Annotated in this window: 22 protein-coding genes and 1 tRNA gene; 15 read left to right on the top strand and 8 right to left on the bottom strand. The window is 59.3% G+C overall.

What is annotated here, in order from left to right; genetic code table 11:
• Nucleotides 1-6: 6 nt before the first annotated feature.
• From tolR to ACZRN6_RS10560, 8 genes are all read left to right on the top strand, one after another.
• On the top strand, nt 7-459 hold the full coding sequence (gene tolR, locus ACZRN6_RS10595) for a protein TolR (protein ID WP_161635741.1): 453 nt from the start codon (nt 7-9) through the stop codon (nt 457-459).
• Nucleotides 459-1,532: a cell envelope integrity protein TolA gene (gene tolA / locus ACZRN6_RS10590; protein WP_322143501.1), complete on the top strand. Its 1,074-nt coding sequence runs from the start codon at nt 459-461 to the stop codon at nt 1,530-1,532. Before tolR ends, tolA begins: the two co-directional genes overlap by 1 nt.
• 17 nt (nt 1,533-1,549) lie before the next feature.
• Entirely contained in the window at nt 1,550-2,830 is a 1,281-nt protein-coding gene (gene tolB, locus ACZRN6_RS10585; protein ID WP_032868196.1) for a Tol-Pal system beta propeller repeat protein TolB, read from the top strand.
• Between the two features lie 55 nt (nt 2,831-2,885).
• Nucleotides 2,886-3,386, top strand: coding sequence for a peptidoglycan-associated lipoprotein Pal (gene pal / locus ACZRN6_RS10580; RefSeq protein WP_003209827.1), 501 nt, complete (start codon nt 2,886-2,888; stop codon nt 3,384-3,386).
• Between the two features lie 6 nt (nt 3,387-3,392).
• The gene (ybgF, locus tag ACZRN6_RS10575) at nt 3,393-4,226 is read left to right on the top strand and encodes a tol-pal system protein YbgF (protein WP_464007907.1); all 834 of its coding nucleotides are present in this window, start codon (nt 3,393-3,395) and stop codon (nt 4,224-4,226) included.
• 165 nt (nt 4,227-4,391) lie between these two features.
• Entirely contained in the window at nt 4,392-5,039 is a 648-nt protein-coding gene (queE, locus tag ACZRN6_RS10570) for a 7-carboxy-7-deazaguanine synthase QueE (protein ID WP_464007906.1), read from the top strand.
• Nucleotide 5,040: 1 nt separating this feature from the next.
• Entirely contained in the window at nt 5,041-5,718 is a 678-nt protein-coding gene (queC, locus tag ACZRN6_RS10565) for a 7-cyano-7-deazaguanine synthase QueC (RefSeq protein WP_322143504.1), read from the top strand.
• Between the two features lie 63 nt (nt 5,719-5,781).
• A tRNA-Lys gene (locus ACZRN6_RS10560) sits at nt 5,782-5,857 on the top strand.
• Between the two features lie 119 nt (nt 5,858-5,976).
• On the opposite strand, the gene pstB is transcribed toward ACZRN6_RS10560, so the two are convergent.
• The 5 genes from pstB to lldD form a co-directional block, all read right to left on the bottom strand.
• On the bottom strand, nt 5,977-6,756 hold the full coding sequence (gene pstB, locus ACZRN6_RS10555) for a phosphate ABC transporter ATP-binding protein PstB (RefSeq protein WP_322143505.1): 780 nt from the start codon (nt 6,754-6,756) through the stop codon (nt 5,977-5,979).
• Entirely contained in the window at nt 6,756-7,574 is an 819-nt protein-coding gene (gene pstA / locus ACZRN6_RS10550) for a phosphate ABC transporter permease PstA (RefSeq protein WP_322148624.1), read from the bottom strand. Before pstA ends, pstB begins: the two co-directional genes overlap by 1 nt.
• A 50-nt stretch (nt 7,575-7,624) precedes the next feature.
• Entirely contained in the window at nt 7,625-8,620 is a 996-nt protein-coding gene (gene pstC, locus ACZRN6_RS10545; protein WP_464007905.1) for a phosphate ABC transporter permease subunit PstC, read from the bottom strand.
• 67 nt (nt 8,621-8,687) lie between these two features.
• Nucleotides 8,688-9,704, bottom strand: a complete 1,017-nt coding sequence (gene pstS / locus ACZRN6_RS10540; protein ID WP_464007904.1) for a phosphate ABC transporter substrate-binding protein PstS — start codon at nt 9,702-9,704, stop codon at nt 8,688-8,690.
• Between the two features lie 167 nt (nt 9,705-9,871).
• Entirely contained in the window at nt 9,872-11,014 is a 1,143-nt protein-coding gene (lldD, locus tag ACZRN6_RS10535) for an FMN-dependent L-lactate dehydrogenase LldD (RefSeq protein WP_322143508.1), read from the bottom strand.
• A gap of 108 nt (nt 11,015-11,122) precedes the next feature.
• Here lldD and ACZRN6_RS10530 point away from each other — a divergent pair, with 108 nt between their 5' ends.
• Nucleotides 11,123-12,028: a LysR family transcriptional regulator gene (locus tag ACZRN6_RS10530; protein WP_464007903.1), complete on the top strand. Its 906-nt coding sequence runs from the start codon at nt 11,123-11,125 to the stop codon at nt 12,026-12,028.
• Here ACZRN6_RS10530 and ACZRN6_RS10525 read toward each other — a convergent pair.
• Together ACZRN6_RS10525 and ACZRN6_RS10520 are read right to left on the bottom strand one after the other, a co-directional pair.
• Complete coding sequence (locus ACZRN6_RS10525; protein WP_464007950.1) at nt 12,025-13,983, bottom strand: hybrid sensor histidine kinase/response regulator; 1,959 nt, start codon at nt 13,981-13,983, stop codon at nt 12,025-12,027. The genes ACZRN6_RS10530 and ACZRN6_RS10525 overlap by 4 nt on opposite strands.
• A gap of 136 nt (nt 13,984-14,119) precedes the next feature.
• Complete coding sequence (locus ACZRN6_RS10520) at nt 14,120-14,740, bottom strand: helix-turn-helix transcriptional regulator (RefSeq protein ID WP_322143510.1); 621 nt, start codon at nt 14,738-14,740, stop codon at nt 14,120-14,122.
• A 153-nt stretch (nt 14,741-14,893) separates the two neighbouring features.
• Between ACZRN6_RS10520 and ACZRN6_RS10515 the strand changes: the two genes are divergently transcribed.
• From ACZRN6_RS10515 to nadA, 5 genes are all read left to right on the top strand, one after another.
• The gene (locus tag ACZRN6_RS10515; RefSeq protein ID WP_464007902.1) at nt 14,894-15,886 is read left to right on the top strand and encodes a catalase family peroxidase; all 993 of its coding nucleotides are present in this window, start codon (nt 14,894-14,896) and stop codon (nt 15,884-15,886) included.
• A 26-nt stretch (nt 15,887-15,912) separates the two neighbouring features.
• Nucleotides 15,913-16,143, top strand: a complete 231-nt coding sequence (locus ACZRN6_RS10510; protein ID WP_322143512.1) for a hexameric tyrosine-coordinated heme protein — start codon at nt 15,913-15,915, stop codon at nt 16,141-16,143.
• A gap of 212 nt (nt 16,144-16,355) precedes the next feature.
• Nucleotides 16,356-17,642 (top strand): OmpP1/FadL family transporter, encoded by a 1,287-nt coding sequence (locus ACZRN6_RS10505; protein WP_322143513.1) that lies wholly within the window; start codon nt 16,356-16,358, stop codon nt 17,640-17,642.
• 128 nt (nt 17,643-17,770) lie between these two features.
• Complete coding sequence (locus ACZRN6_RS10500; protein WP_464007901.1) at nt 17,771-19,342, top strand: lactate dehydrogenase; 1,572 nt, start codon at nt 17,771-17,773, stop codon at nt 19,340-19,342.
• Nucleotides 19,343-19,559: 217 nt separating this feature from the next.
• Nucleotides 19,560-20,618: a quinolinate synthase NadA gene (gene nadA / locus ACZRN6_RS10495; protein ID WP_322143515.1), complete on the top strand. Its 1,059-nt coding sequence runs from the start codon at nt 19,560-19,562 to the stop codon at nt 20,616-20,618.
• A gap of 102 nt (nt 20,619-20,720) precedes the next feature.
• On the opposite strand, the gene ACZRN6_RS10490 is transcribed toward nadA, so the two are convergent.
• On the bottom strand, nt 20,721-21,356 hold the full coding sequence (locus tag ACZRN6_RS10490) for a TetR/AcrR family transcriptional regulator (RefSeq protein WP_322143516.1): 636 nt from the start codon (nt 21,354-21,356) through the stop codon (nt 20,721-20,723).
• Between the two features lie 92 nt (nt 21,357-21,448).
• Between ACZRN6_RS10490 and ACZRN6_RS10485 the strand changes: the two genes are divergently transcribed.
• On the top strand, nt 21,449-22,549 hold the full coding sequence (locus ACZRN6_RS10485; protein WP_322143517.1) for an efflux RND transporter periplasmic adaptor subunit: 1,101 nt from the start codon (nt 21,449-21,451) through the stop codon (nt 22,547-22,549).
• Nucleotides 22,550-22,552 lie beyond the last annotated feature (3 nt).

Below are 22,552 nucleotides of genomic sequence, written 5' to 3'. Positions count from 1 at the left end.
GCTTTAATCGCTCGAGCTCGCAAAAAGCGCAAGCCGGTCGCCGAGATGAACGTAGTGCCCTACATCGACGTGATGCTGGTGCTGCTGGTTATCTTCATGGTGACCGCGCCGATGCTCAATCAGGGCGTGAAGGTTGATCTGCCCAAGGTTTCCAGCGAAGCCTTGCCGCAGGACAACAACACCCAGGTCCTGACCATTTCGATCAAGGCTGACAAGACCTATTACTGGAACCTTGGCAGCGAAGTCGACACCCAGAAGCAGCAGGACAAGGCCATGACCTTGCCGCAGATGACGGATGCGGTGACCAAGATCATTCGCGCCGGCAACGAAGGCGGCAAGCACACCCAGGTGTTCATCCGCGGCGACAAGGTCGTCGACTACGGCTCCGTGATGGGCGCCATGGGCGGGCTGCAGAAGGCCGGCGTCGGTAATGTTGGCTTGATTACCGAGGCGCCCTGATGCACCAACAGCGAGAGCCGTCCGCCTCGGAAAGCTTCTTCTGGCCTAGCGTCTGGGCAATTGCCCTGCACGTCCTGGTGTTTGGCATGCTGTTTGTCAGCTTTGCCATGACCCCGGACCTGCCGCCAGCCAAGCCGATCGTGCAGGCGACCCTGTATCAGCTGAAATCGAAAAGCCAGGCCACCACCCAGACCAATCAGAAGATTGCGGGTGAGGCCCAGAAGTCGGCTGCGCGCCAGACTGAAGTCGAACAGATGGAACAGAAGAAGGTCGAGCAGGAAGCGGTGAAGGCTGCTGCGGAACAAAAGAAAGAAGAGGCGGCTCAAAAGGCCGAGGAATCGAAAAAGGCCGACGAGGCGAAGAAAGCTGAAGAGGCGCAAAAGGCTGATGAAGCCAAGAAAGCCGATAAAGCTGCCGAAGCCAAAAAGGTCGAAGAGAAACAATTGGCTGATATAGCCAAGAAGAAATCTGAAGAAGAAGCCAAGAAAGCTGCCGAAGAAGAGGCCAAGAAAAAGGCCGCTGAAGACGCGAAGAAAAAGATTGTCGAAGACGCGAAGAAGAAAGCCGCGGACGACGCCAAGAAGAAAGCTGAAGCTGACGAGGCGAAGAAGAAAGTCGCCGACGATGCGAAGAAGAAAGCTGCCGCCGATGCCTCCAAGAAAAAGGCCCAGGAAGCAGCACGTAAATCGACCGAAGACAAAAAGGCCCAGGCCTTGGCCGATTTGCTTTCCGACACGCCGCAGCGCCAGCAGGCCTTGGCTGATGAACGTGGCGATGAAGTCGCGGGCAGTTTCGATGACCTGATTCGCTCACGGGCAGCAGAAGGCTGGACACGTCCTCCTTCGGCACGCAAAGGCATGACAGTAGTGCTGCAGATCGGCATGTTGCCGGACGGTACGGTGACTTCGGTCAGCGTGGCCAAGTCCAGTGGCGATGGTTCGTTCGACAGTTCGGCGGTAGCAGCGGTCAAGAACATTGGCCGGTTGACCGAGATGCAGGGAATGAAACCAAGCGACTTCGCTCCCTACCGTTCATTCAAGATGACATTCACACCTGAGGATCTAGCCTTGTGAGAAACCTTCTTCGAGGAATGCTTGTCGTTATTTGCTGCATGGCAGGGATAGCGGCGGCGGATGAAAAGAACATCCTGGTCACCAGCGGTAGCGATCGGGCCACCCCGATCGCCGTTGTACCGTTTGGCTGGCAGGGCGGCAGCGTGCTGCCGGACGACATGTCGCAGATCATCAGCGATGACCTGCGCAACTCCGGTTACTACGCACCGATCGACAAAGGCAACATGATCAGCCAGCCGACCCAGGCCAGCGAAGTCATCTTCCGTGACTGGAAAGCGCTGAACGCCCAGTACCTGATGGTGGGCAGCATCACGCCTGCCGGCGGCCGCCTGCAGATCCAGTACACTCTGTTCAACGTCGCGACCGAGCAGCAAGTGCTGACCGGCAGCGTGTCGGGCACCACGGATCAGCTGCGGGACATGGCGCACTACATCTCCGACCAGTCGTTTGAAAAACTGACCGGGATCAAGGGTGCCTTCTCCACTCGCCTGCTTTATGTAACGGCAGAGCGTTTTTCGGTAGACAACACTCGCTACACGCTGCAGCGTTCCGACTATGACGGCGCTCGTGCAGTGACGTTGCTGCAATCGCGTGAGCCAATCCTGTCGCCGCGCTTCGCACCGGATGGCAAGCGTATCGCCTACGTGTCGTTTGAACAGAAGCGTCCACGGATCTTCGTTCAACACATCGACACTGGTCGCCGTGAGCAGATCACCAACTTTGAAGGCCTCAATGGTGCACCAGCCTGGTCGCCGGATGGTTCACGCCTGGCGTTCGTGCTGTCCAAAGACGGCAACCCGGACATCTACGTGATGAACATGGCTTCGCGCCAGTTGAGCCGTGTTACCAGTGGTCCAGGCATCAACACCGAACCGTTCTGGGGCAAGGATGGTTCGACCATCTACTTCACCTCTGACCGTGGCGGCAAGCCGCAAGTCTACAAAACCAGCGTCAACGGCGGCGGCGCCGAACGTGTGACCTTTATTGGTAACTACAACGCGGCACCCAAGCTTTCGGCCGATGAAAAGACGTTGGTGATGATTCACCGTCAGGATGGTTTCACTAATTTCCGGGTTGCGGCCCAGGATTTGCAGCGCGGAACCGTAAAAATCCTCACAGATACCAACCTTGATGAGTCAGCCACTGTTGCGCCCAACGGCACCATGGTAATCTACGCCACCCGCCAGCAGGGCCGGGGAGTCTTGATGCTCGTGTCCATTAATGGACGCGTAAGGCTCCCGCTTCCTACCGCACAAGGCGAAGTCAGAGAACCGTCCTGGTCCCCTTACCTGAACTGACGCGGCGCTACAAAAAGAAGTACTTAACACACTGGGGTTCATTAGGAGTTTCACGATGGAAATGCTGAAGTTTGGTAAGTTTGCTGCTCTGGCTCTGGCTCTGTCCGTAGCCGTTGGTTGCTCGTCTAAAGGCGGCGACAATGCCGGTGAAGGCGCAGCTGTTGATCCAAACGCTGGTTACGGCGCTAACACTGGTGCAGTTGACGGCTCCCTGAGCGAAGAAGCTGCTCTGCGCGCTATCACCACTTTCTACTTCGAATACGACAGTTCGGACCTGAAACCAGAAGCCATGCGCGCTCTGGACGTTCACGCGAAGGACCTGAAAGCTAACGGCGCTCGCGTTGTTCTGGAAGGTAACACCGACGAACGTGGTACTCGTGAGTACAACATGGCACTGGGCGAGCGTCGTGCGAAAGCCGTTCAGCGCTACCTGGTACTGCAAGGTGTTGCTCCGGGCCAACTGGAACTGGTTTCCTACGGTAAAGAGCGTCCAGTTGCTACTGGCCACGACGAGCAGTCCTGGGCTCAAAACCGTCGCGTCGAACTGCGTAAGTAATTCGTCATGCGAACGTGCCGTCGTGCTCTAACTGTATTGGCTCTCAGCCTGGCACCGCTTGCGGTGTGGGCTGCGGTTCCTGTGGAAGATAGCAACTCTGGCTATAACAATAGCGGGAGCAGCTATCCGCCAGCGGGTTATGGCACGAACGGCGCCTATGCCGGGGGAGCGGCGACTGCCGCCCCTTCGGCACAGGGCGAACTGTTCAACCAGCTGCAACGCATGCAGGATCAATTGTCGCAGCAACAAGGCACGATTGAAGTTCTGCAAAATCAAGTGAACCAGCTGAAGCAAGAAGGCCTGGAGCGATACCAGGATCTTGATCGACGTATTGGAGCCGGCGTTACACCAGCCGCCACTTCTGATAATTCTTCTGCCAGTGGCGCCCCAAGCGCCGCCGGTGGTGCAGCAGCAGGGGCCGCGGCTGCCAGCCAAGCCCCTGCCGCCAGCAGCGAACCGGGTGACCCGGCGAAGGAAAAGCTGTATTACGACGCAGCCTTCGACCTGATCAAAGCCAAGGACTTCGATAAAGCCAGCCAGGCTTTTACCGCGTTCCTGCGCAAATACCCGAACAGCCAGTATGCGGGCAACGCCCAGTACTGGTTGGGTGAGGTGAACCTGGCCAAGGGCGATCTGCAAGGTGCAGGCCAGGCGTTTGCCAAGGTCAGCCAGCTGTACCCCAAGCACGCCAAGGTGCCGGATTCGCTGTACAAACTTGCTGACGTAGAACGCCGCCTGGGTCATACCGACAAGGTCAAAGGCATTCTGCAGCAGGTGGTGGCCCAATATCCGGGTACCTCCGCCGCGCAGTTGGCTCAACGGGATCTGCAACGCATGTAAGTGTGGCAACCCCGTTTAGAAGAAACCCGCGCCCTGCGCGGGTTTTTTCGTTAGAATCCACGCCCTTTTATGACACACGCTTTTTGGGGTTTACGCGTTGGCGGAATTCCTTGAAGTGCCTGACGGAGGCGGACAGCCTGTTTAGCTGTTACGCCCGTGGCGACTATGCAAGACACATTACGTATCACCGAAGTTTTTTACTCGTTGCAGGGTGAAACGCGCACTGCCGGCCTGCCCACTGTATTTGTGCGCCTCACCGGTTGCCCGCTGCGTTGCCAGTACTGCGACAGCGCCTACGCCTTCAGCGGCGGCACCGTGCGTACCCTTGACGACATCCTCGAACAAGTGGCCGGTTACCGGCCGCGGTATGTCTGCGTTACGGGTGGCGAGCCACTGGCGCAGCCTAATGCCATTCCCTTGCTCAAGCAGTTGTGTGATGCCGGTTACGAGGTGTCACTGGAAACCAGCGGCGCCCTGGATATTGCGGCGGTCGACCCACGTGTCAGCCGGGTTGTCGATCTGAAGACTCCAGGCTCCAAGGAAGTGCACCGCAACCGTTACGAGAACATCGAGCTGTTGACAGCCAACGATCAGGTCAAGTTCGTCATCTGTTCCCGTGAAGACTATGACTGGGCGACCTCCAAGTTGATCCAGTACGGCCTCGACCGTCGCGCTGGCGAAGTGCTGTTTTCCCCAAGCCACCATGACCTGAATGCGCGTGACCTGGCCGACTGGGTCGTTGCGGACAACTTGCCGGTACGCCTGCAACTGCAACTGCACAAATACCTGTGGAACGACGAGCCGGGGCGCTGAGATGACTGATCACAAGCGTGCGGTCATCCTGCTGTCCGGCGGCCTCGACTCTGCCACCGTGGTTGCCATGGCCCGAGCAGAAGGCTACAGCTGCTACACCATCAGCTTCGACTACGGCCAGCGCCACCGCGCCGAACTCGACGCCGCCGCCCGCGTCGCCCGCGACCTCGGTGTGGTCGAGCACAAGGTGATCGGCCTGAACCTCAACGGCATCGGCGGTTCGGCGTTAACCGACAGCTCGATAGACGTACCCCAGGCGCCCAGCGAAGGCATCCCGGTGACCTACGTGCCAGCGCGTAACACTGTCTTTCTGTCCCTGGCCCTCGGTTGGGCCGAAGTGCTGAACGCCCGCGACATCTTCATTGGCGTCAACGCGCTGGACTACGCCGGTTACCCGGACTGCCGTCCCGAGTACATCGAGTCCTTCGAGCGCATGGCCAATCTTGCGACCAGGGCCGGTGTAGAAGGGCAGGGCTTTCGCATCCTGGCGCCACTGCAGAGCCGCAGCAAGGCGGATATCGTGAAGGCTGGCGTAGGACTTGGCGTCGATTACTCGCTGACTGTTTCCTGCTATCAGGCGGACAATGATGGTCGTGCTTGTGGGAAATGCGACAGCTGCCGACTGCGTGCTGAAGGCTTCCAGGCGGCCGGAATTACTGACCCAACGCGTTATTTCTGATTTATTTAAAATAAGGTGTTGAATAATCCTTAGAAATCAGTATTATACGCGCCACCACACAGCGGGTCGTTAGCTCAGTTGGTAGAGCAGTTGGCTTTTAACCAATTGGTCGTAGGTTCGAATCCCACACGACCCACCATTTTTGGCGGTTTAGAAAATCCGGAAGGCCCACGCAAGTGAGGATTTCCGGGTTTTTTTTTGCCCAGTAAAAAGCCGATCATTCTCAAGGCTGAGAGTGATCGGCTTTTTTCGTTAAACCTAGCCAAACCGCCCGGTTATATAGTCCTCGGTCTGCTTCATCCTGGGTTTGGTGAAGATCTCATCCGTATTGCCGTGCTCAATCAGTTCGCCCATGAACATGAACGCGGTGCTGTCCGACACGCGCGCTGCCTGTTGCATGTTGTGAGTCACGATGATCACCGTGTACTGCTCTTTCAACTCGGTGATCAACTGCTCGATGCGCCCGGTGGAAATCGGGTCGAGCGCCGAGGTCGGTTCATCCAGCAGCAATACCTGCGGGCGCAGCGCAATGGTGCGGGCGATGCACAGGCGCTGCTGTTGCCCGCCCGAAAGACTTTGGGCGCTCTGCTTGAGTTTGTCCTTCACCTCATCCCACAGCGCGCCGCCGCGCAACGCTTGCTCGACTCGATCATCCATTTCCCGGCGCGATAGTTTTTCATGGTGGCGCACGGCATAGGCGATGTTGTCGTAGATCGACATGGGGAAGGGCACCGGCTTCTGGAAGACCATCCCGACGTGGCTGCGCAGGCGGTTCATCGAGTAGCCCGGTGCCAGGATGTTCTCGCCGTTCAGCAGCACCTCACCGCGGGCTTCCTGCTTGGGGTACATCGAGTAGATGCGGTTGAACACGCGCAGCAAGGTCGACTTCCCGCAGCCCGATGGACCAATGATCGCGGTGATGCGTTTTTCCGGAATATCGATGTCGATGGATTTCAGCGAACGTTGGTTGTTGTAGAAAAACTCCAAACCCCGGACACGGATTTTGGTTTTGTCAGGATCAATTCGGGTCGATTGCATCAGTGGGACCTATTGCGCAAAAGAATCAGGCGAGACAGCAAACTCAGCACCAGCACGAACATCGTCAGTACCAAGGCGCCAGCCCAGGCGAGGGAGTGCCAGTCATCGAAGGGGCTCATGGCGTACTGGAAAATAACCACGGGTACGCTGGCAATCGGTTTGAGCAGGTTGCTGCTCCAGAACTGGTTGCCGAAGGCGGTGAACAGCAGCGGTGCGGTTTCCCCGGTAATTCGCGCCAGCGCCAGCAGGATGCCGGTCACCACGCCAGCCTTGGCGGCCCGCAGGACGATCTGCAGCGTCAACTTCCATTGCGGCACACCCAAGGCCAGGGCTGCCTCGCGCAGGGTCGAGGGCTGCAGTTGGAGCATTTCGTCAGTCGTCCTTACCACCACCGGTATCACCAACAGGGCCAATGCCAGGGCGCCGGCAATGGCGGAGAAACCCACCTGATGATTGGTCAGCAGATTCAGCGGCAGGATCACGCCGGTATAGATGAATAACCCCAGCACGATTGATGGCGCAGACAGCAGGATGTCGTTGATGAAACGAACCGTGGTCCCCAGGCGCGAATGCCGTGCGAACTCTGCCAGCCAGATGCCCGCCATCAGCCCGATGGGCGTACCAATCAGCAGGGCAATCCCCGACATCAGGGCGCTGCCATAAAACGCGTTGGCCAGGCCGCCGTCGGTGCCGGGCGGCGGTGTCATCTCGGTAAACAGGCGCAGGTTGAGCGCCTGGAAGCCATTGATGATGGTGGTCAGCAGAATCCACGCCAGCCACAGCAGGCCAAAGGCGGTCGCGCCACAACTGAGCAGCATGGCCACACGGTTCTTGAAGGCACGCTTGCGGTACAGCCGTTCGTTGCTGTTCACAGGCCCTCCTTGCGCGACAGGCGCATCAGCATTAGCCGCGCCAGCGCCAGCACCACGAATGTCACGATGAACAGCAGGAAGCCCAGCGCAATCAGCGCCGAACGATGCAGGTCGGTATAGGCCTCGCTGAACTCGTTGGCGATAACGGACGCGATGGAGCTGCTGGGCATCAGCAGCGAGGCGGAGAACTGTTGCGCGTTACCGAGCACGAAGGTGACGGCCATTGTTTCGCCCAATGCGCGACCGAGTCCCAGAAAGATCCCGCCGACCACTGCCGAGCGTGTGTAGGGGAATACGATGTCCCACACCACTTCCCACGTAGTGCTCCCCAGCGCGTAGGCCGACTCCTTCAATTGAGTCGGCACACTGCGGAAAACTTCATGCATCACCGAGGTAATAAACGGCGTAATCATGATCGCCAGCACGATACCGGCGGTCAGCATCCCGATGCCCAGTGGCGGCCCCTGAAACAGTGAGCCAATCAACGGAAGCGCACCCAGGTAATCGTTGATCCAGGGTGAAAGGTACTCGGCCATAAACGGGCCGAACACGAACAGCCCCCACATGCCATAGATAATCGAGGGAATACCCGCCAGTAACTCAACGGCGGAGGCGACCGGCATTCTCAGCCAGGGCGGCGCTACTTCGGTGAGAAAAATCGCGATGCCAAAACTCACCGGCACGGCAATCAGCAGCGCCAGAAAAGACGTGACCAAGGTGCCGTAAATCGGCACCAACGCGCCGAAGTGATTGTTGACCGCATCCCATTCGGTGCTGGTGATAAAGCCGAAACCGAAGGTCTTGAAGGCCAGGCCGCCGCCCCATAATGTCGAGGCAGCAATGCTTGCCAGCAACAGCAAGACGAGCATGGCGGCGCCGAACATCGAGCGTTTGAACCACAGGTCATTGCGTTGATCACGAGCGGCGCGGCTGTCACCCGACACATCGCCCGTGTGAGTCGTCATGGCCAGGGTTTGGACAGTTTCATTCATGTCAGATGTGCTCATCCCCTTGCTCAAGCGCCAAGCGGCCTGGGCAAGGGGATCATGGGAGGGCGGATCAGTGGGCGAAGTCAGATTTCCAGTAACCTTCGATCCGGGTCACGAGGGAATCGGGCAACGCTACGTAGTCCAGTGCCGCAGCCTGCTGCTGACCTTTTTCCAGCGACCATTTAAAGAAGTTGAAAGCGGCCTGGCTTTGCTCGGCGTTCTTCGGCTGCTTGTACATGATGATCCAGGTGGTGGCTGTGATCGGCCACGCGTTCTCGCCCGGCGCGTTGGTCATGATCAAGTTGAAGTCCTGGGCGTTGGCCCAGTCGGCGGTGTCAGCCGCTGCCTGGAAGGCCTTGGCGTCAGGCTGAACAAACTTGCCCGATGCGTTCTTCAGCGACGCGTAGGTCATTTTGTTTTGCAGCGCGTAGGCGTATTCGACAAAGCCGATGGAGTTCTTGATCTGCTTCACGTAGGCAGAAACACCTTCGTTGCCCTTGCCGCCCACACCGACTGGCCACGGCACGGTAGTGCCGAAACCGATTTTGGTTTTCCAGCCGTCACTGACTTTGGCGAGGTAGTTGGTGAAGTTGTAGGAGGTGCCCGAGCCGTCCGAGCGGTGCACCACGGTGATGTTCGCGCCAGGCAGCTTCAGGCCAGGGTTGAGCGCGGCAATTGCCGGGTCGTTCCAGGCCTTGATGTCACCGAGGAAAATCTTCGCCAGCACCTCGCCATCAAGTTTCAGTTGGCCCGGGGCAACGCCTTCGACGTTCATCACCGGCACGATACCGCCAATCACGCTTGGGAACTGGCCCAGGCCGCCGGTTTTCAGTTCATCGGCTGACAGCGGCGCATCGGAAGCCCCGAAATCCACAGTTGCCGCCTTGATCTGGGCAATACCGCCGCCAGAACCGATGGACTGGTAGTTGATCCGGTCACTGGAGCCTTTGCTGTATTCCTGGGCCCACTTGGACAGCACCGGGTAAACGAAACTGGAGCCTGCGCCCGTGACGTCAGTAGCGTGAGCGACACCACTCAGGCACAGGGCAGTGAACAACACTGACAGACTCTTTTTGGTCAGCAACATCACGACGACACCTCAAAGGAAAGGGTTAGGTGGAGGGCTCCACCTGTCTGGGACGTGACGATTTAATTCCTGAAATGTGTCTGTTTAATGACGGTTTGGCTTTATGAAGAAACATTTAGAAATATCTTGAATGACCCCGGAAGCGCGATTCCGAGGTCGTTCTTCAATTAACCCAGGTTGCGTACCAGAATGGATTCATCGATCTGTGCAATCGACGTCACCCCGGTCAGCGTCATGGCCACGCGCATCTCCTTGGCGAAGATATCCAGCAGGTTTTCCACGCCACGCTGTCCGTCAGCCGCCAGTGCGTAAGCCTGCGCCCGGCCCAGCAGGACGCCCTTGGCACCGAGGGCGAGCATGCGCACCACGTCCAGCCCCGAGCGTATGCCGGAGTCCACCAGCACCGTCAGATCGCTGCCCACGGCTTGTGCGATAGGTGCCAATGCCTTGGCCGTGGACAACACGCCATCCAGCTGCCGCCCGCCGTGGTTGGAGACCACGATACCGTCGGCACCAAAGCTCACCGCGTCCTTGGCGTCCTGCGGGTCGAGGATGCCCTTGATGATCATCGGGCCTTTCCAGAATTCGCGGATCCACTCCAGGTCTTTCCAGCTGATGGAGGGATCGAAGTTGTTGGCCAGCCAGCCGATGTAGTCCTTCAGTTGGGTGGGTTTGCCCAGGTATTTTGAGATGTTGCCCAAGTCGTGAGGGCGGCCCATCAGGCCGACATCGAAGGCCCAGGCCGGTTTGGTCATGGCCTGCAGTATTTGGCGTTGCGGCCCGTAGGCGCCGGACATCCCCGAATGGGCGTCGCGATAACGCGCGCCGGGGGTGGGCATGTCGACGGTGAATACGAGGTTTTTCACCCCGGCGGCCTGGGCTCGCTCCAGGGCGTTTTTCATGAAGCCGCGGTCTTTCAGCACATACAGCTGAAACCAGATCGATTGCGGGCTCTGGGACGCCACTTCCTCGATCGGGCACACAGAAACGGTCGACAGGCAAAACGCAATGCCCTTGTTCGCTGCCGCCTTCGCCGCCTGGACTTCACCACGCCGGGCAAACATGCCGGTCAGGCCCACTGGGCTCAAGATCACCGGCATCGCCAATGGCTGGTCGAACAGTGTCGTTTCAAGGCTCAGGCTTTCGACGTTGCGCAGGATGCGCTGGCGCAGGCTGATATCCGACAGGTCCGAACTGTTGGCCCTGAGGGTGTGTTCGGCGTAGGCGCCGCCGTCGATATAGTCGAACAGGAAACGCGGCAGTTTGCGGCGGGCGGCTTCGCGGTAATCCGATGCGGACGAAATGATCATGAACAGTGATGCCCCGAGTGGAGAAAACGGTGGGGGGAAGGATAGACAAAGGCCTTTCATGGTAAAAACAACTTTTCCAACTTGAATCAAGTCGCAAATGGAATACTCATGAACCTTCGCACGTTGCTGGCCTTTGTCGAAGTGGTGCGCCAGGGCAGCTTCTCACAGGCGGCCGAGGTGGTGTCGCTCACCCAGTCTACCGTCAGCAAGGCGGTCAAGACTCTGGAAGATGAATTGGGTGCGCCGCTGTTCAACCGCATCGGCCACAAGAGCGAGCTGACGGCGGCCGGCGAAATTGCCTACCGTCGTGCTCTAGTGTTGCTGGCCGAGCGCAGTGACCTGGTGGCCGAGATCAATGATCTACTCGGGCTCAAGCGCGGTGTATTGCGCATTGGCTTGCCGCCGGTGGGCAGTGGCGTGTTGTTTGCGGCGATGTTCGCCCTGTACCGACAACGTTACCCCGAGATCGAGATCGAGCTGATCGAGCACGGCAGCAAGAAATTGGGCGAGTGCCTGGAGGCCGGGGAGGTGGATCTGGCCGCGCTGCTGGTACCGGTGGCGGGTGAGTTTGAATATCAGGATGTGCGCGTCGAGCCTTTGATGGTGGTGATGCCGATTGACCATCCTTTGGCCGGGCGCCAAAGCGTCGATTTTTCCGACCTCGCCGACTCGCCGTTCATTCTGTTCGAAGCCGGGTTTGCGCTTAACCGGATTATTCTCACGGCGTGCGAGCGCAGAGGCGTAGTCCCGCGTATCACGGCCCGCAGCGCCCAGATCGATTTTATCGTCGACCTGGTGGCCGCCGGCTTGGGCGTCGCATTTTTGCCGAGCATGCTGGCTTACAAACACCTGCATGCCGGCATCGCCCTGATCCAGTTGGACGAGCCCCAGACCGATTGGCACATCGCCCTGGCCTGGCGACGTCAGGCGCACCTGCCACCGGCGGCGCGGGCCTGGCTGGACCTGGCGCTGGAGATGGGCAACGTTCCAGAAGCGGCCCCGCCTGCGGTTTAGCCTTGAGCGATCAGGGACAGGCGGCTCTTGACGACTTTTTGCAGCAGCAATGCCAGCGCCTCGGTGGAGTAGGGCTTTTGCAACAGCACGAAACGGCTGGCCTCTTCCTGCGCGATACGGGCGTATTCGTCGTTGTAGCCGGTGGTGAGCACCACCGGCAGCCACGGGTACAGGGCCTCGATCGCGTCCAGCAACTCCAGGCCACTCATGCCGGGCATGGAGATGTCAGAGAACACCACCTGGAAGCTTTCCGGGTTGGGGGCCAGGGCTTCCAGCGCGCTGTTGGCATCCGGTACCCACAGCACGTTAAAGCCCATCTGTTCCAGGGTTTGCGAGGTGTACAGGCCAACATCGGCGTTGTCCTCGACCATCAACACACACAAGTTTGAGACGATCAGCGAAGGGCTGGTGTCTTGAAGTGCCGGCATGGCGCTTGGCTCGACCTTGGGCAGGTACAGGATAAACTGGCTGCCTTTGCCGCATTCGCTCTGCACCAGGATTTCACCGCCCGATTGCTTGGCGAAACCGTACACCTGGGACAAGCCCAACCCGGTGCCCTGGCCGATGCCCTTGGTGGTATAGAAGGGCTCAAAGATTGCGTCGAGTTTCTCCGGCGGGATACCCGCGCCGGTGTCGGCCAGTTCGATGGTCACGTAATCGGCGATGCGTACCGGGTGGGCGCGTACCGAGGGCAGCCAGTTGGCGGTTGACACGGTGATCGTCAAATGCCCGTTGCCAGCCATCGCGTCTCGGGCGTTGACCACCATATTCACCAGCGCTGTGTCGAACTGGCTTTCATCGGCGTTGATAAAGCAGGCATCGTCGGGTACCTGAATGCTCACCTTGACCCGCGAACCGGTCAGGCTGTCCATCATCTCACCGACCCGCATCACACTTTCGCCGACGTTGAACACCTCCGGCCGCAGGGCCTGGCGGCGGGCGAAGGTCAGCAATTGGGCGGTCAGGCGAGCGGCGCGGTCGACCGTGCTGGCGATGGCTTCTACGTATTTGACGCGTCGCGTTTCGCTCAGGGTGGGCGGCTTTAGCAAGTCGGCACAGGACTTGATCACCGTGAGCAGGTTATTGAAGTCGTGTGCGACGCCGCCGGTGAGTTGGCCGATGGCTTCCAGTTTCTGTGACTGACGCAAGGCGTCTTCCGACAGACGCAAGGCCTCCTTGGCTTCTTCCTCGGCCTGGATGTCGCGGCCTACGGCGTGGATGTAGTCGCTGTCGGGCACGGCCGTCCAGGCAATCATGCGATAGCTGCCATCCTGATGCCGGTAACGGTTCTTGAAGTTGGGGAAGTTCTTGCCATCCCCCAAACGGCTGACGGCCGAGGATGAGACGGCCAGGTCGTCGGGGTGAACCAGGGCCAGCAATTGGCTGCCTACCAGCTCGTTTTCTGCATGGCCGAGCATGCGTGTCCAGGCCGGGTTCACGGCGGAGATCACACCGTCGAGTTGCGCCACCAGCATCAGGTCCGGTGACAGGCGCCAGATACGGTCGCGGTCGCGGGTGCGTTCGATCACCCGTTGTTCCAGGGATTCGTTGAGCTTGCGCAGGGCTTCTTCGGCTTCGCGCAGGGGCGTGATGTCCCGGGAAACGCAAAGGATTTTTTCCGGGCGGCCGTCACTGCCCATGATCGGGCTGACATTCACGTGCCACCATTTCAGGTTGCCGGCCAGGGTATTGGCAGCGCCGACGAAGCTGGCATTACGTCCGTCCCGGGCAGCCTGCACGGCGGCCAGGGCGTCGAGATTGCCCTGGTCCTGCCAGAAGTCGGGCCACGGGCAGCCGCGAATTGCGTTGAAATCGCTGACCTCCATGATCTGCTTGCCACCTTCGCTCATGAAGGTCAGGCGTGCGTCGAGGTCCAGCACTTTGATGCAGTCATTGATGCTGGCAAGCACGCGCTCGGTGAACGCGTCACTGTGATTCAAGTCTGCGATGGACAAATCGCTCACGCCCGATGCGGGAGGGCTATCTGTTTCGGAACCCTTCCCGGCATTGCTATTCATTTGAGTGCGGCCGCGCGTATTGAATGACCATTATCATGTCATCGCAATACCTATACCACCAGCGACTTGATGCTTATTCAGCGGCGCCCTGACCTTGCTGGATAAAGTATTGGCAGATCAGTCGGTCTTCCCGCAGGCACTGTTCGCTGGCAGGAAAACCCGTAGCCTCGGAAAAGAACCCGGCCATGGCCCGGCATACGCATTGCTCCTCGCGCACTACGCTGCCCACCGGGCAGGTGAAATTGCGCACCATCACGCCACCTTCCTGAACCACCGCCTCGGTGCTGGCGCCCAGGGAATCGGCGGCGGCCATGGCAGCGCGCAGGCCGCTGTCGAAGTCCTTCGGGTTGGCCAGGCCAGCGCTTTGCGCCAGTTGGCGGCCGGTCTGCTCCAGCACGTCGCCCAATTCCTCGGCGGCGTAGCGGTCCTTGAGCACCGCGAGCAGGTTGGTCAGCAGAATCTGGTAGGCCGTGGAGGTAACGTCCTCGCTGCCGGGCGCTGCTTCGAACACCACCGGCGGTTTGCCCACGGTATTGGGCGGGCGGATCTTGCTGCGGCGCACAAGCCCTTCGGACTCCAGTTGCTTGAGCTGCACGATGACCGCATTACGGGTGACGGCAAGGTGTTCGCACAGCTGCACCACGGTCAGGGGTTCGCGTTGCAGAAGGTTGAGGATGTCGCTTTTGGTGCTCACGGCTGGCTGGGTTCGCTGGCTGGTTGGAGGGCCGAGTATACCGTCAACTGTTTTGAAAACGGGATAAAAACAATAATGACAAAAGTTATTGTCGTAATTGTTTTTTGTCGATTAGAATCTGCCGGGATCACCCACCACCCTGCAGGTTTCACCATGAAAAAAACCACTCATTTACTCTTGGCCGTCCCTTTCTCGTTGGCCTTGATTGCCAGTGCGGCGGCCCAGGACGCACCGGCCCAGCCATCCACCCCGACCCAACTGGTTGATGCCCTGAACGGGGTGTTTGGCCAACATCCCGGTGCGCGCGCCGTGCACGCCAAGGGTGTGGTGCTGCAAGGGCAGTTCACCCCAAGCCCTTCGGCAGCCTCCATCAGCAAAGCGGTGCATTTGCAGGCGAGCGCTGTGCCGGTGACGGTGCGCTTTTCCAACTTTGCCGGAATTCCGGATATTCCCGACAACCACGCCCTGGCCAGCCCGCGTGGCCTGGCGATTCGCTTCGCGCTGCCCGGCGGCGGTTCTACAGACATCGTCGCCCACTCGTTCAACGGCTTCCCGTCACCCACCGCCGACGACTTTCGTGACCTGTTGACCGCCCTCGGCACCAGCGGCCCCGACGTGCCCAAACCCACGCCGCTGGACGGCTACCTGGCCAGCCATCCGGTGGCCAAGGCGTTCCTCACGGCGCCCAAGCCGGCACCGGAAAGTTTCGCCACGCTGCCCTACTATGGAGTGAACACCTTCAGGTTCATCAACGAGGCGGGCAAGGTGACATTCGGTCGCTACCAATTTTTGCCGGTCAGCGGTGCTCATTACCTGACTGATGCAAAGGCTGCCAAGGCGCAGCCGGATTACCTGAGCGAGGAAATCTTGCAGCGCATCGCCAAGGCTCCAGCCCGTTTCAAGCTGGTGGTCCAGGTGGCCGAACCTGGCGACAAGTTGGACGACCCGTCCACCGCCTGGCCGAACAGCCGGCCGGTGGTCGAACTGGGTACCGTCGAAATCACCCGCGCGGTCGCCGATAACGTGGCCGCGCAAAAAAGCCTGATGTTCCTGCCCAACAACGTCCCGGCAGGCGTCGAGCCGCAAGACCCGATGATCAATGCACGTTCGGCCGCGTACCCGGTGTCCTTCGGGCGTCGGCAGTAAGCGATCAATAACAAGAGGAAACCCTGATGAGCCTGATACCCAACAATTCCCTGATCACCGAGACCCCTGAAGACGGGCGCCAACTGGCGATCAAGATGGCCCGCCTGGTGATCAAGGCCACCCAGCCCGACGATGCCGTGCGCAACCGACTGCGGGATGTATACGCCAACGACGCCGCGATGCTGATCAGCATTGGCCAAGTGGTGGCGACGGAGTTTGCGACCATCGCGGCGGCCAACAAATACTGGGTTCGCTGACGATAATGAAGGTGCGGCCAACACGCTGCACCTTCATGAAAACCCATCGGTCATATTCAGGTTTTGAGGTCTGAATACGTGCTGGAAAATCCGCCGAAGTCTTTGAAAACAGTGAGATTGTCGGACAATTTACTGCATGAAAAACTCTTCATAATTTGCCCGCTCGAACATTGGTAGCTTCCTCGTGCTGCCCAATAATTCGAGTTCTAATAATGAATAAAAAACTCTTCAAGAGCGCTTTGGCGCTGTCGATTTCGCTCGCCTCCACCTCCTTGTTTGCCGGTGGTTTTGCCCTCAATGAACAAAGCATCAGTTCAATGGGTACAGGCTACGCCGGGCGTTCCTCTTCCGCCGATGACGCCAGTACGGTGTACGGCAACCCGGCCGGCATGTCCCGCCTCAAGCAGAATGAAGTGAGCATCGGGGCGACCTACCTGGATGCCAGTTCGAATATCAAAAACGCCAGCTCCTCGCAATTTGGTGCCAACAACCCCGGCACCGACAAGGGCGACATGGTGCCGGGCATTGCTGTGCCGATGGGCTACCTGGTGACACCGATTGATGAACACTGGGCGTTCGGCCTGGGGATCTATGCGCCGTTCGGCCTGGAAACCGACTATGAGAACGCTTTCCAGGGCAACGGTTTTGGCAGTAAAAGCGTGATCAAGGTCGTCACCGTCCAGCCAACGGTCAGCTATGCCTTCAACGACAAGGTCTCGGTGGGCTTCGGGCCGACCTTCAACCGTATCTCGGGTGAGCTGGATTCCAACGTGCCGCTCGGTGGCGGCGCGGGTGAGCAGGTCAAGATCAAGGGTAACGACACCGCCACCGGTTTTAACGCCGGTATCCTGGTGCAACCTTTGGAAAGCACGCGTATCGGCGTGACCTATCACTCGCAAGTGGTCTACCACCTCACCGGCAAGACCAACGCTTCAGGCCTTGTGTCCGATGCGTTTGATGGCGGCCCACAGCGCTATGACGCGAGCCTGAACGTGACGACGCCATCGTCGGTGGACTTCTCCGTTACCCACCAATTGAATGATGACTGGACCTTGTACCTGGGCAGCACCTACACCCGCTGGAGCCAGTTGAAGAAGATCACCGTCAATAACGATGGCGTGTCGGCCCTGACCGCCCAGTTCGGCGGCTTGAACTCCATCACCGAACAGCAGAACTGGCACGACACCTGGTCCCATGCCATCGGCGCAGCGTATCGGGTCAACAAGCAACTGGTGCTGCGTACCGGGTTCTCGGTGGATCAGACACCTACCAACAACACCGACCGCTCCGTGCGAATTCCGACGGGTGACCGCACCGTCTTCAGCCTGGGTGCCGGGTGGACGCCAATCGAAAACGTGACCTTTGACGTTGCCTATTCCTACCTCAAGGAAGAGCCGATCAAGGTGCGCCAGAGCCAGCCAGCCCTGGGCCTGACCTACAACGCCAAGTATGAAAACAGTGCCAACGGTTTTGGTGGTTCGGTCACTTACCGCTTCTGATGCACTGAAAGAGGGCGAAGAGTCATTTTTCTGACATGGCTCTTTGCTAGTAATTGTATCAATCTTGCTACCAAACCTTCCCTGTCTTGGTTAAATTAAGCGTAATCCAGCTCAAGACAGGGATCGTCATGACTACGCTTTCGCCGATCAGCTCGGCCATCGCCCTCGCCAATCGACCAGCCGTTACGCCGCCAGCCACGCTGTCGCCAGCAACGGATGTGACTGGCGTGCGTCCTTCCTCAGTGGTCAGCCTTGGCAATGTCACGGTAGACCTTCTCGCCCAAACCTATTCTCGCAACGGCCAGTTGCCTGGCCATGGGCCGATCAATGCGTGGGAAAGCGACAGCTACGATGCGGTGACCAAAGCAATCAACACGAATTTTTATGCGCTGCCCAGAGGCACAGGGTTCAGTGGCTTGGGCGCTACCCTGATCGAGCAATTTGCGAAGGGCGGTACGGACATTTCCCAGTCAGCGCTCAGTACCACCTCGTCCAAGCCCCAAAGCCCCACCGAACTCAAGGTTCAACAAGCGCTGCTGCACACCCAGGCAGACAACCTGGTCAGCCTTACCGTCAAGACGGCCAGCGGCAAGACCGTCACCTTCAGTTTGGCCAGCCAGGCCGGTGGCCTGGCCGCGCAGGCCAAGGTGGACGGAGGCACCCTCAGCGCCGCCGAGCTCAAGGAAATCGCCAAGTTGGGCGAGGCCTTCCAGGGCGCCGTCGACGGCATGAGCGCCCAGCCGCCGAAACTCGACTTGGGCAAGTTGACGCAGTTTGATTCCAGCGTGTTGTCCTCGGTGGATCTAAGCGGCAAATTGAAAGTAGGCAACGCCGACAACCTCACCCTGGCATTCCATGCGGACAGCCAGAGCCGCTCCACGCGCATGAGCAGCCCGGCGGGGGAGGTGAATCTCTCGGTAGACCTGAAAAATGCCGGCATCCTTGGCAACGCCAAGCAACAGGCCATCGCGCTGAAAAGCTACCTGGCCCAATTCGACAAGGCCCAGGCGCGTGGCAAGGCCGATGCTGACCTGATGGCGATGTTCAAGGATGCGTTTACCGCCATGAACAGCAACTACCCGCAGGGCGTCAAAGCGCCAGCGGCGCTGACCCGCAGCACGGCGGATCAAGGCTTGTTGACCGGCCTGGCAGACTTCAAGGCCTCCATCACCCAGGCCGCCAAATCGACTAACCCGGCTCGCCTGTCGGAAATCGACACGTTTGCCTATGAGGTTTCCCAGAAGACGCGTGTCGGCGGCAATGACATCTCCAACCGCACGATTGATCAGAGCCAGCAATCAAAGCTCAAGGCCAGTTTTCATTTGGGGCTCAATGGCGGGAAGGCACCGGCCCTGGACACCCGGCGTGAGTCGCAGAACTACCTCTATAAGCAGGTCGACGACAAGGCCAGCAGCTCGGCGAATATCACCTATAAGGATGGCTTCCTGACCAACGCCTCGGTGGACCAAAGCGCCAGCCAGAACACCCGTACGCAGCGCTACGAGATGGGGATGTTGGTTAAAGACACCGTGGTGCCAAACCAGGCCAGCAGCCATCGCGACTACCTGGTGTTGCTGGAGTATGCGGCGCGCGAAGGCGAGAAGGCCCAGGGCGCGGATGAAACCATCCTGAAGGATGCGCTGGCGAACATGCATCAGTGGGTGTTGCTGCAAGACGATCCGTCCGCTTTGCCTGGTTAAACCGTCGTTGTTAAAAGGGAAACCCCTGGCCGGGTTTCCCTTTTTTATGCCTCGCCCAACCCCAGATTAGGCTTTTGAATCCATTCGATATTCTGTAGCCTTGCGCAGCTTCACCGTGCTTGATGAACACAATCACTTCGTCCGGCGGCGCCCGAAGGGCTCCAAAGCCGGTGGTACACTCGACTTTCGCGCAACTGCGCCTGCAGGTCTTGCGAACATGACGCAAATTTCCGAACGCCTTCTGGTCCAAGCCCATCTCGACGCCAAGCAGCCCAAGGTGCTGAGTGTCGAAGAAGAGGCGGGCTACCGTGCTGCCATCGCTGCCGAGCTCAAGGCTCAGGACGCGGTGCTGGTGGCGCACTTCTACTGCGACCCGGTGATTCAGGCCCTGGCCGAAGAAACCGGTGGCTGTGTCTCCGATTCCCTGGAAATGGCCCGCTTCGGCGCGGCGCACCCGGCCAAGACGGTGTTGGTAGCTGGCGTGCGTTTCATGGGGGAGACGGCCAAGATCCTCACGCCTGAAAAACGCATCCTGATGCCGACCCTGGAAGCTACGTGCTCCCTGGACCTTGGCTGCCCGGTGGATGAGTTCTCGGCGTTCTGTGATCAGCACCCCGAGCGCACCGTGGTGGTTTATGCCAATACGTCGGCGGCGGTGAAAGCCCGGGCTGACTGGGTGGTGACGTCCAGTTGCGCGCTGGAGATCGTCGAAAGCCTGATGGACAACGGTGAGACGATCATTTGGGGGCCCGACAAGCACCTGGGCACCTATATCCAGCGCCAGACAGGCGCAGACATGCTGCTGTGGGACGGTGCGTGCATCGTTCACGAGGAGTTCAAGTCCAAGCAGTTGGAGGACATGAAGGCACTGTATCCGGACGCGGCAATTCTGGTGCACCCGGAGTCGCCGACGTCGGTGATTGAATTGGCGGATGCGGTGGGCTCTACCAGCCAACTGATCGCGGCGGCGCAGCGGTTGCCGAACACGACATTTATCGTGGCGACTGACCGGGGCATTTTTTACAAGATGCAGCAGCTGTGCCCGGATAAGGTTTTTATCGAGGCACCGACGGCCGGGAATGGGGCGGCGTGTCGCAGTTGTGCGCATTGCCCCTGGATGGCCATGAACACCCTGGAGCGCACGCTGCAATGTTTGCGTGAGGGGAGCAACGAGATTTTTGTTGAGCCTTCAGTGATTCCGCAGGCTGTCAGACCGCTCAAGCGAATGCTGGATTTTACTCAGGCTGCGCGGTTGAGGCTGGCGGGGAACGCTTGAGGCGGCTTTATTGAGGGCCTATCCATTGCTGCGGTAACGGCGACTTAGGGTTGCGCTGTAAGAGCGCAAACCCTATAGCCCTCATCCAACCCCTAGGGCACATCAATCCCGATAAGCTCGCATAAACAACCCCACCACCTCCTGCACATGCTCCTCGGCCGCCTCGGCACTCAACTGCCCCCCGCACCCGTACAACAAACAAAAATTTGCCGTGCCCTTGAGCAGGCAGAAAAAATGTTCGGCGGCGGTGAACGGCTTGGGAATACTCAGTGCGCCACTTTGGTCGATCTTGCCCAACAGCCGCTCCATCCCCTGCAGCATGCGCATCGGGCCTGCCTCGAAAAAGATCTGTGACAACTTCGGGTCCTGGCTCCCCGACGTCATCATCAGCCGATGCAGGTTCACCGACTCCTCGCTGTTGATCAGCACGTGAAAGCCGCGCGCGATATTGAGCAGCACCTTCTCCACCGGCACGTCTGCCGGCAGTTCGAAATACATCACCGGTAACTGCTCTTCGCACTTGGCGACCACTGCCGCCGAGAACAGCGTCTCCTTGTCGGTGAAGTGGCTATACACGGTCAGCTTCGACACCCCGGCCTCCACGGCCACGGCATCCATGCTGGTGCTGGCATACCCATTACTCAAGAACAGGATTTTCGCCGCATCGAGTATTGCCTGGCGTTTTGCCATGTCCTTGGGACGCCCGGGGCTATTGGTGTTTACAGGATTGTCGGACATTTTCACTTTATTACTGGACTGGTGAGTTTGGTATTAATAACATACCGGCCAGTATAATTATTCCTAGCATCATTAGCGAAAGGTCCTTCAGCATGCGCAGCTATTTCCTGCCACTCGCGTTGCCTGCCAGCTTGGTATTCCTGTTGGCTGCCTGTGGCCATGAAGAAGCTGCACAAACCACCGTCCGCCCGGCCATGGTGGTGCAGCCAGAGCCTTCGGCGCAGGCTTCCGACAGCTACCCGGGCGAGGTGCGTGCGCGCTATGAGCCTGACCTGGCCTTTCGCATTGGCGGCAAAGTCACCCGACGACTGGTCGAGGAAGGCGAGCGCGTCAAGGCCAACCAGGCCTTGGCAGAACTCGATCCCCAGGACGTGCGCCTGCAACTGGAAGCCACCCGCGCCCAAGTCGGCGCCGCCGACGCCAACCTGAGCCTGGTGCGTGCCGAGCGTGACCGCTACAAAACCCTGATGGACCGTCAGATGGTCAGCCGTTCCCAGTACGACAATTCCGAAAACCTCTACCGTTCCGGTGAAGCTCGCCTCAAGCAGATCAAAGCCGAATTCGACGTGGCCAATAACCAGGCCGGTTACGCCGTGCTGCGCGCCCCGCAGGATGGCGTGGTCGCCAAGCGTGCGGTGGAAGTCGGCCAGGTGGTGTCTGCCGGCCAGACTGTCTTCACCTTGGCCACCGATGGCGAGCGGGAAGTATTGATCAGCTTGCCGGAGCAAAGCTTCGGGCGCTTCAAGATTGGCCAGCCGGTGTCTGTGGAGCTATGGAGCCAGCCCGACCAGCGCTTCAATGGCCGCATCCGCGAACTGTCGCCCGCTGCCGATCCAAAGTCGCGAACCTTCGCCGCCCGTGTTGCGTTTACCGGCGGCAAGGTGCCTGCGGAACTGGGGCAGAGCGCCCGGGTATTCATACAGGCGGATGGGGTGATTCCCCTCTCGGTACCGCTGTCTGCTCTGAGCGCGGAAAACGGTGCGTCCTACGTCTGGGTGGTGCAGCCCGACAATACCCTCAAGCGTACACCGGTGCGCATCGGGGCCTTTGGCGAGAAAACCGTGCCGGTGCTGGAAGGCTTGAACCCGACCGATTGGGTAATCGCCGCGGGTGTGCATGTACTCCATGAGGGCCAGCAAGTGCGCCCGGTGGACCGCGCCAACCGAGTGGTAGTCCTGGCGGCCAAGGAGTAGTCC

This window comes from Pseudomonas sp. A125 (genome assembly GCF_055409485.1).
The sequence above is the reverse complement of the archived record's forward strand: the minus strand, read 5'-3'. Positions and strand labels throughout refer to the sequence as shown.

Excerpts from the sequence above, each read along its gene's own strand:
- ACZRN6_RS10510 (WP_322143512.1), top strand. The coding sequence starts at position 15,913 with ATGAGCCTGATACCCAACAATTCCCTGATCACCGAGACCCCTGAAGAC.
- pstB (WP_322143505.1), bottom strand. The coding sequence starts at position 6,756 with ATGCAATCGACCCGAATTGATCCTGACAAAACCAAAATCCGTGTCCGG.
- ACZRN6_RS10485 (WP_322143517.1), top strand. The coding sequence starts at position 21,449 with ATGCGCAGCTATTTCCTGCCACTCGCGTTGCCTGCCAGCTTGGTATTC.
- ACZRN6_RS10515 (WP_464007902.1), top strand. The coding sequence starts at position 14,894 with ATGAAAAAAACCACTCATTTACTCTTGGCCGTCCCTTTCTCGTTGGCC.
- ybgF (WP_464007907.1), top strand. The coding sequence starts at position 3,393 with ATGCGAACGTGCCGTCGTGCTCTAACTGTATTGGCTCTCAGCCTGGCA.
- ACZRN6_RS10500 (WP_464007901.1), top strand. The coding sequence starts at position 17,771 with ATGACTACGCTTTCGCCGATCAGCTCGGCCATCGCCCTCGCCAATCGA.
- ACZRN6_RS10530 (WP_464007903.1), top strand. The coding sequence starts at position 11,123 with ATGAACCTTCGCACGTTGCTGGCCTTTGTCGAAGTGGTGCGCCAGGGC.
- lldD (WP_322143508.1), bottom strand. The coding sequence starts at position 11,014 with ATGATCATTTCGTCCGCATCGGATTACCGCGAAGCCGCCCGCCGCAAA.
- pstS (WP_464007904.1), bottom strand. The coding sequence starts at position 9,704 with ATGTTGCTGACCAAAAAGAGTCTGTCAGTGTTGTTCACTGCCCTGTGC.
- pstA (WP_322148624.1), bottom strand. The coding sequence starts at position 7,574 with ATGCTGCTCAGTTGTGGCGCGACCGCCTTTGGCCTGCTGTGGCTGGCG.
- ACZRN6_RS10505 (WP_322143513.1), top strand. The coding sequence starts at position 16,356 with ATGAATAAAAAACTCTTCAAGAGCGCTTTGGCGCTGTCGATTTCGCTC.
- nadA (WP_322143515.1), top strand. The coding sequence starts at position 19,560 with ATGACGCAAATTTCCGAACGCCTTCTGGTCCAAGCCCATCTCGACGCC.
- tolB (WP_032868196.1), top strand. The coding sequence starts at position 1,550 with ATGCTTGTCGTTATTTGCTGCATGGCAGGGATAGCGGCGGCGGATGAA.
- pal (WP_003209827.1), top strand. The coding sequence starts at position 2,886 with ATGGAAATGCTGAAGTTTGGTAAGTTTGCTGCTCTGGCTCTGGCTCTG.
- queC (WP_322143504.1), top strand. The coding sequence starts at position 5,041 with ATGACTGATCACAAGCGTGCGGTCATCCTGCTGTCCGGCGGCCTCGAC.
- ACZRN6_RS10490 (WP_322143516.1), bottom strand. The coding sequence starts at position 21,356 with ATGTCCGACAATCCTGTAAACACCAATAGCCCCGGGCGTCCCAAGGAC.
- tolA (WP_322143501.1), top strand. The coding sequence starts at position 459 with ATGCACCAACAGCGAGAGCCGTCCGCCTCGGAAAGCTTCTTCTGGCCT.
- pstC (WP_464007905.1), bottom strand. The coding sequence starts at position 8,620 with ATGAATGAAACTGTCCAAACCCTGGCCATGACGACTCACACGGGCGAT.
- queE (WP_464007906.1), top strand. The coding sequence starts at position 4,392 with ATGCAAGACACATTACGTATCACCGAAGTTTTTTACTCGTTGCAGGGT.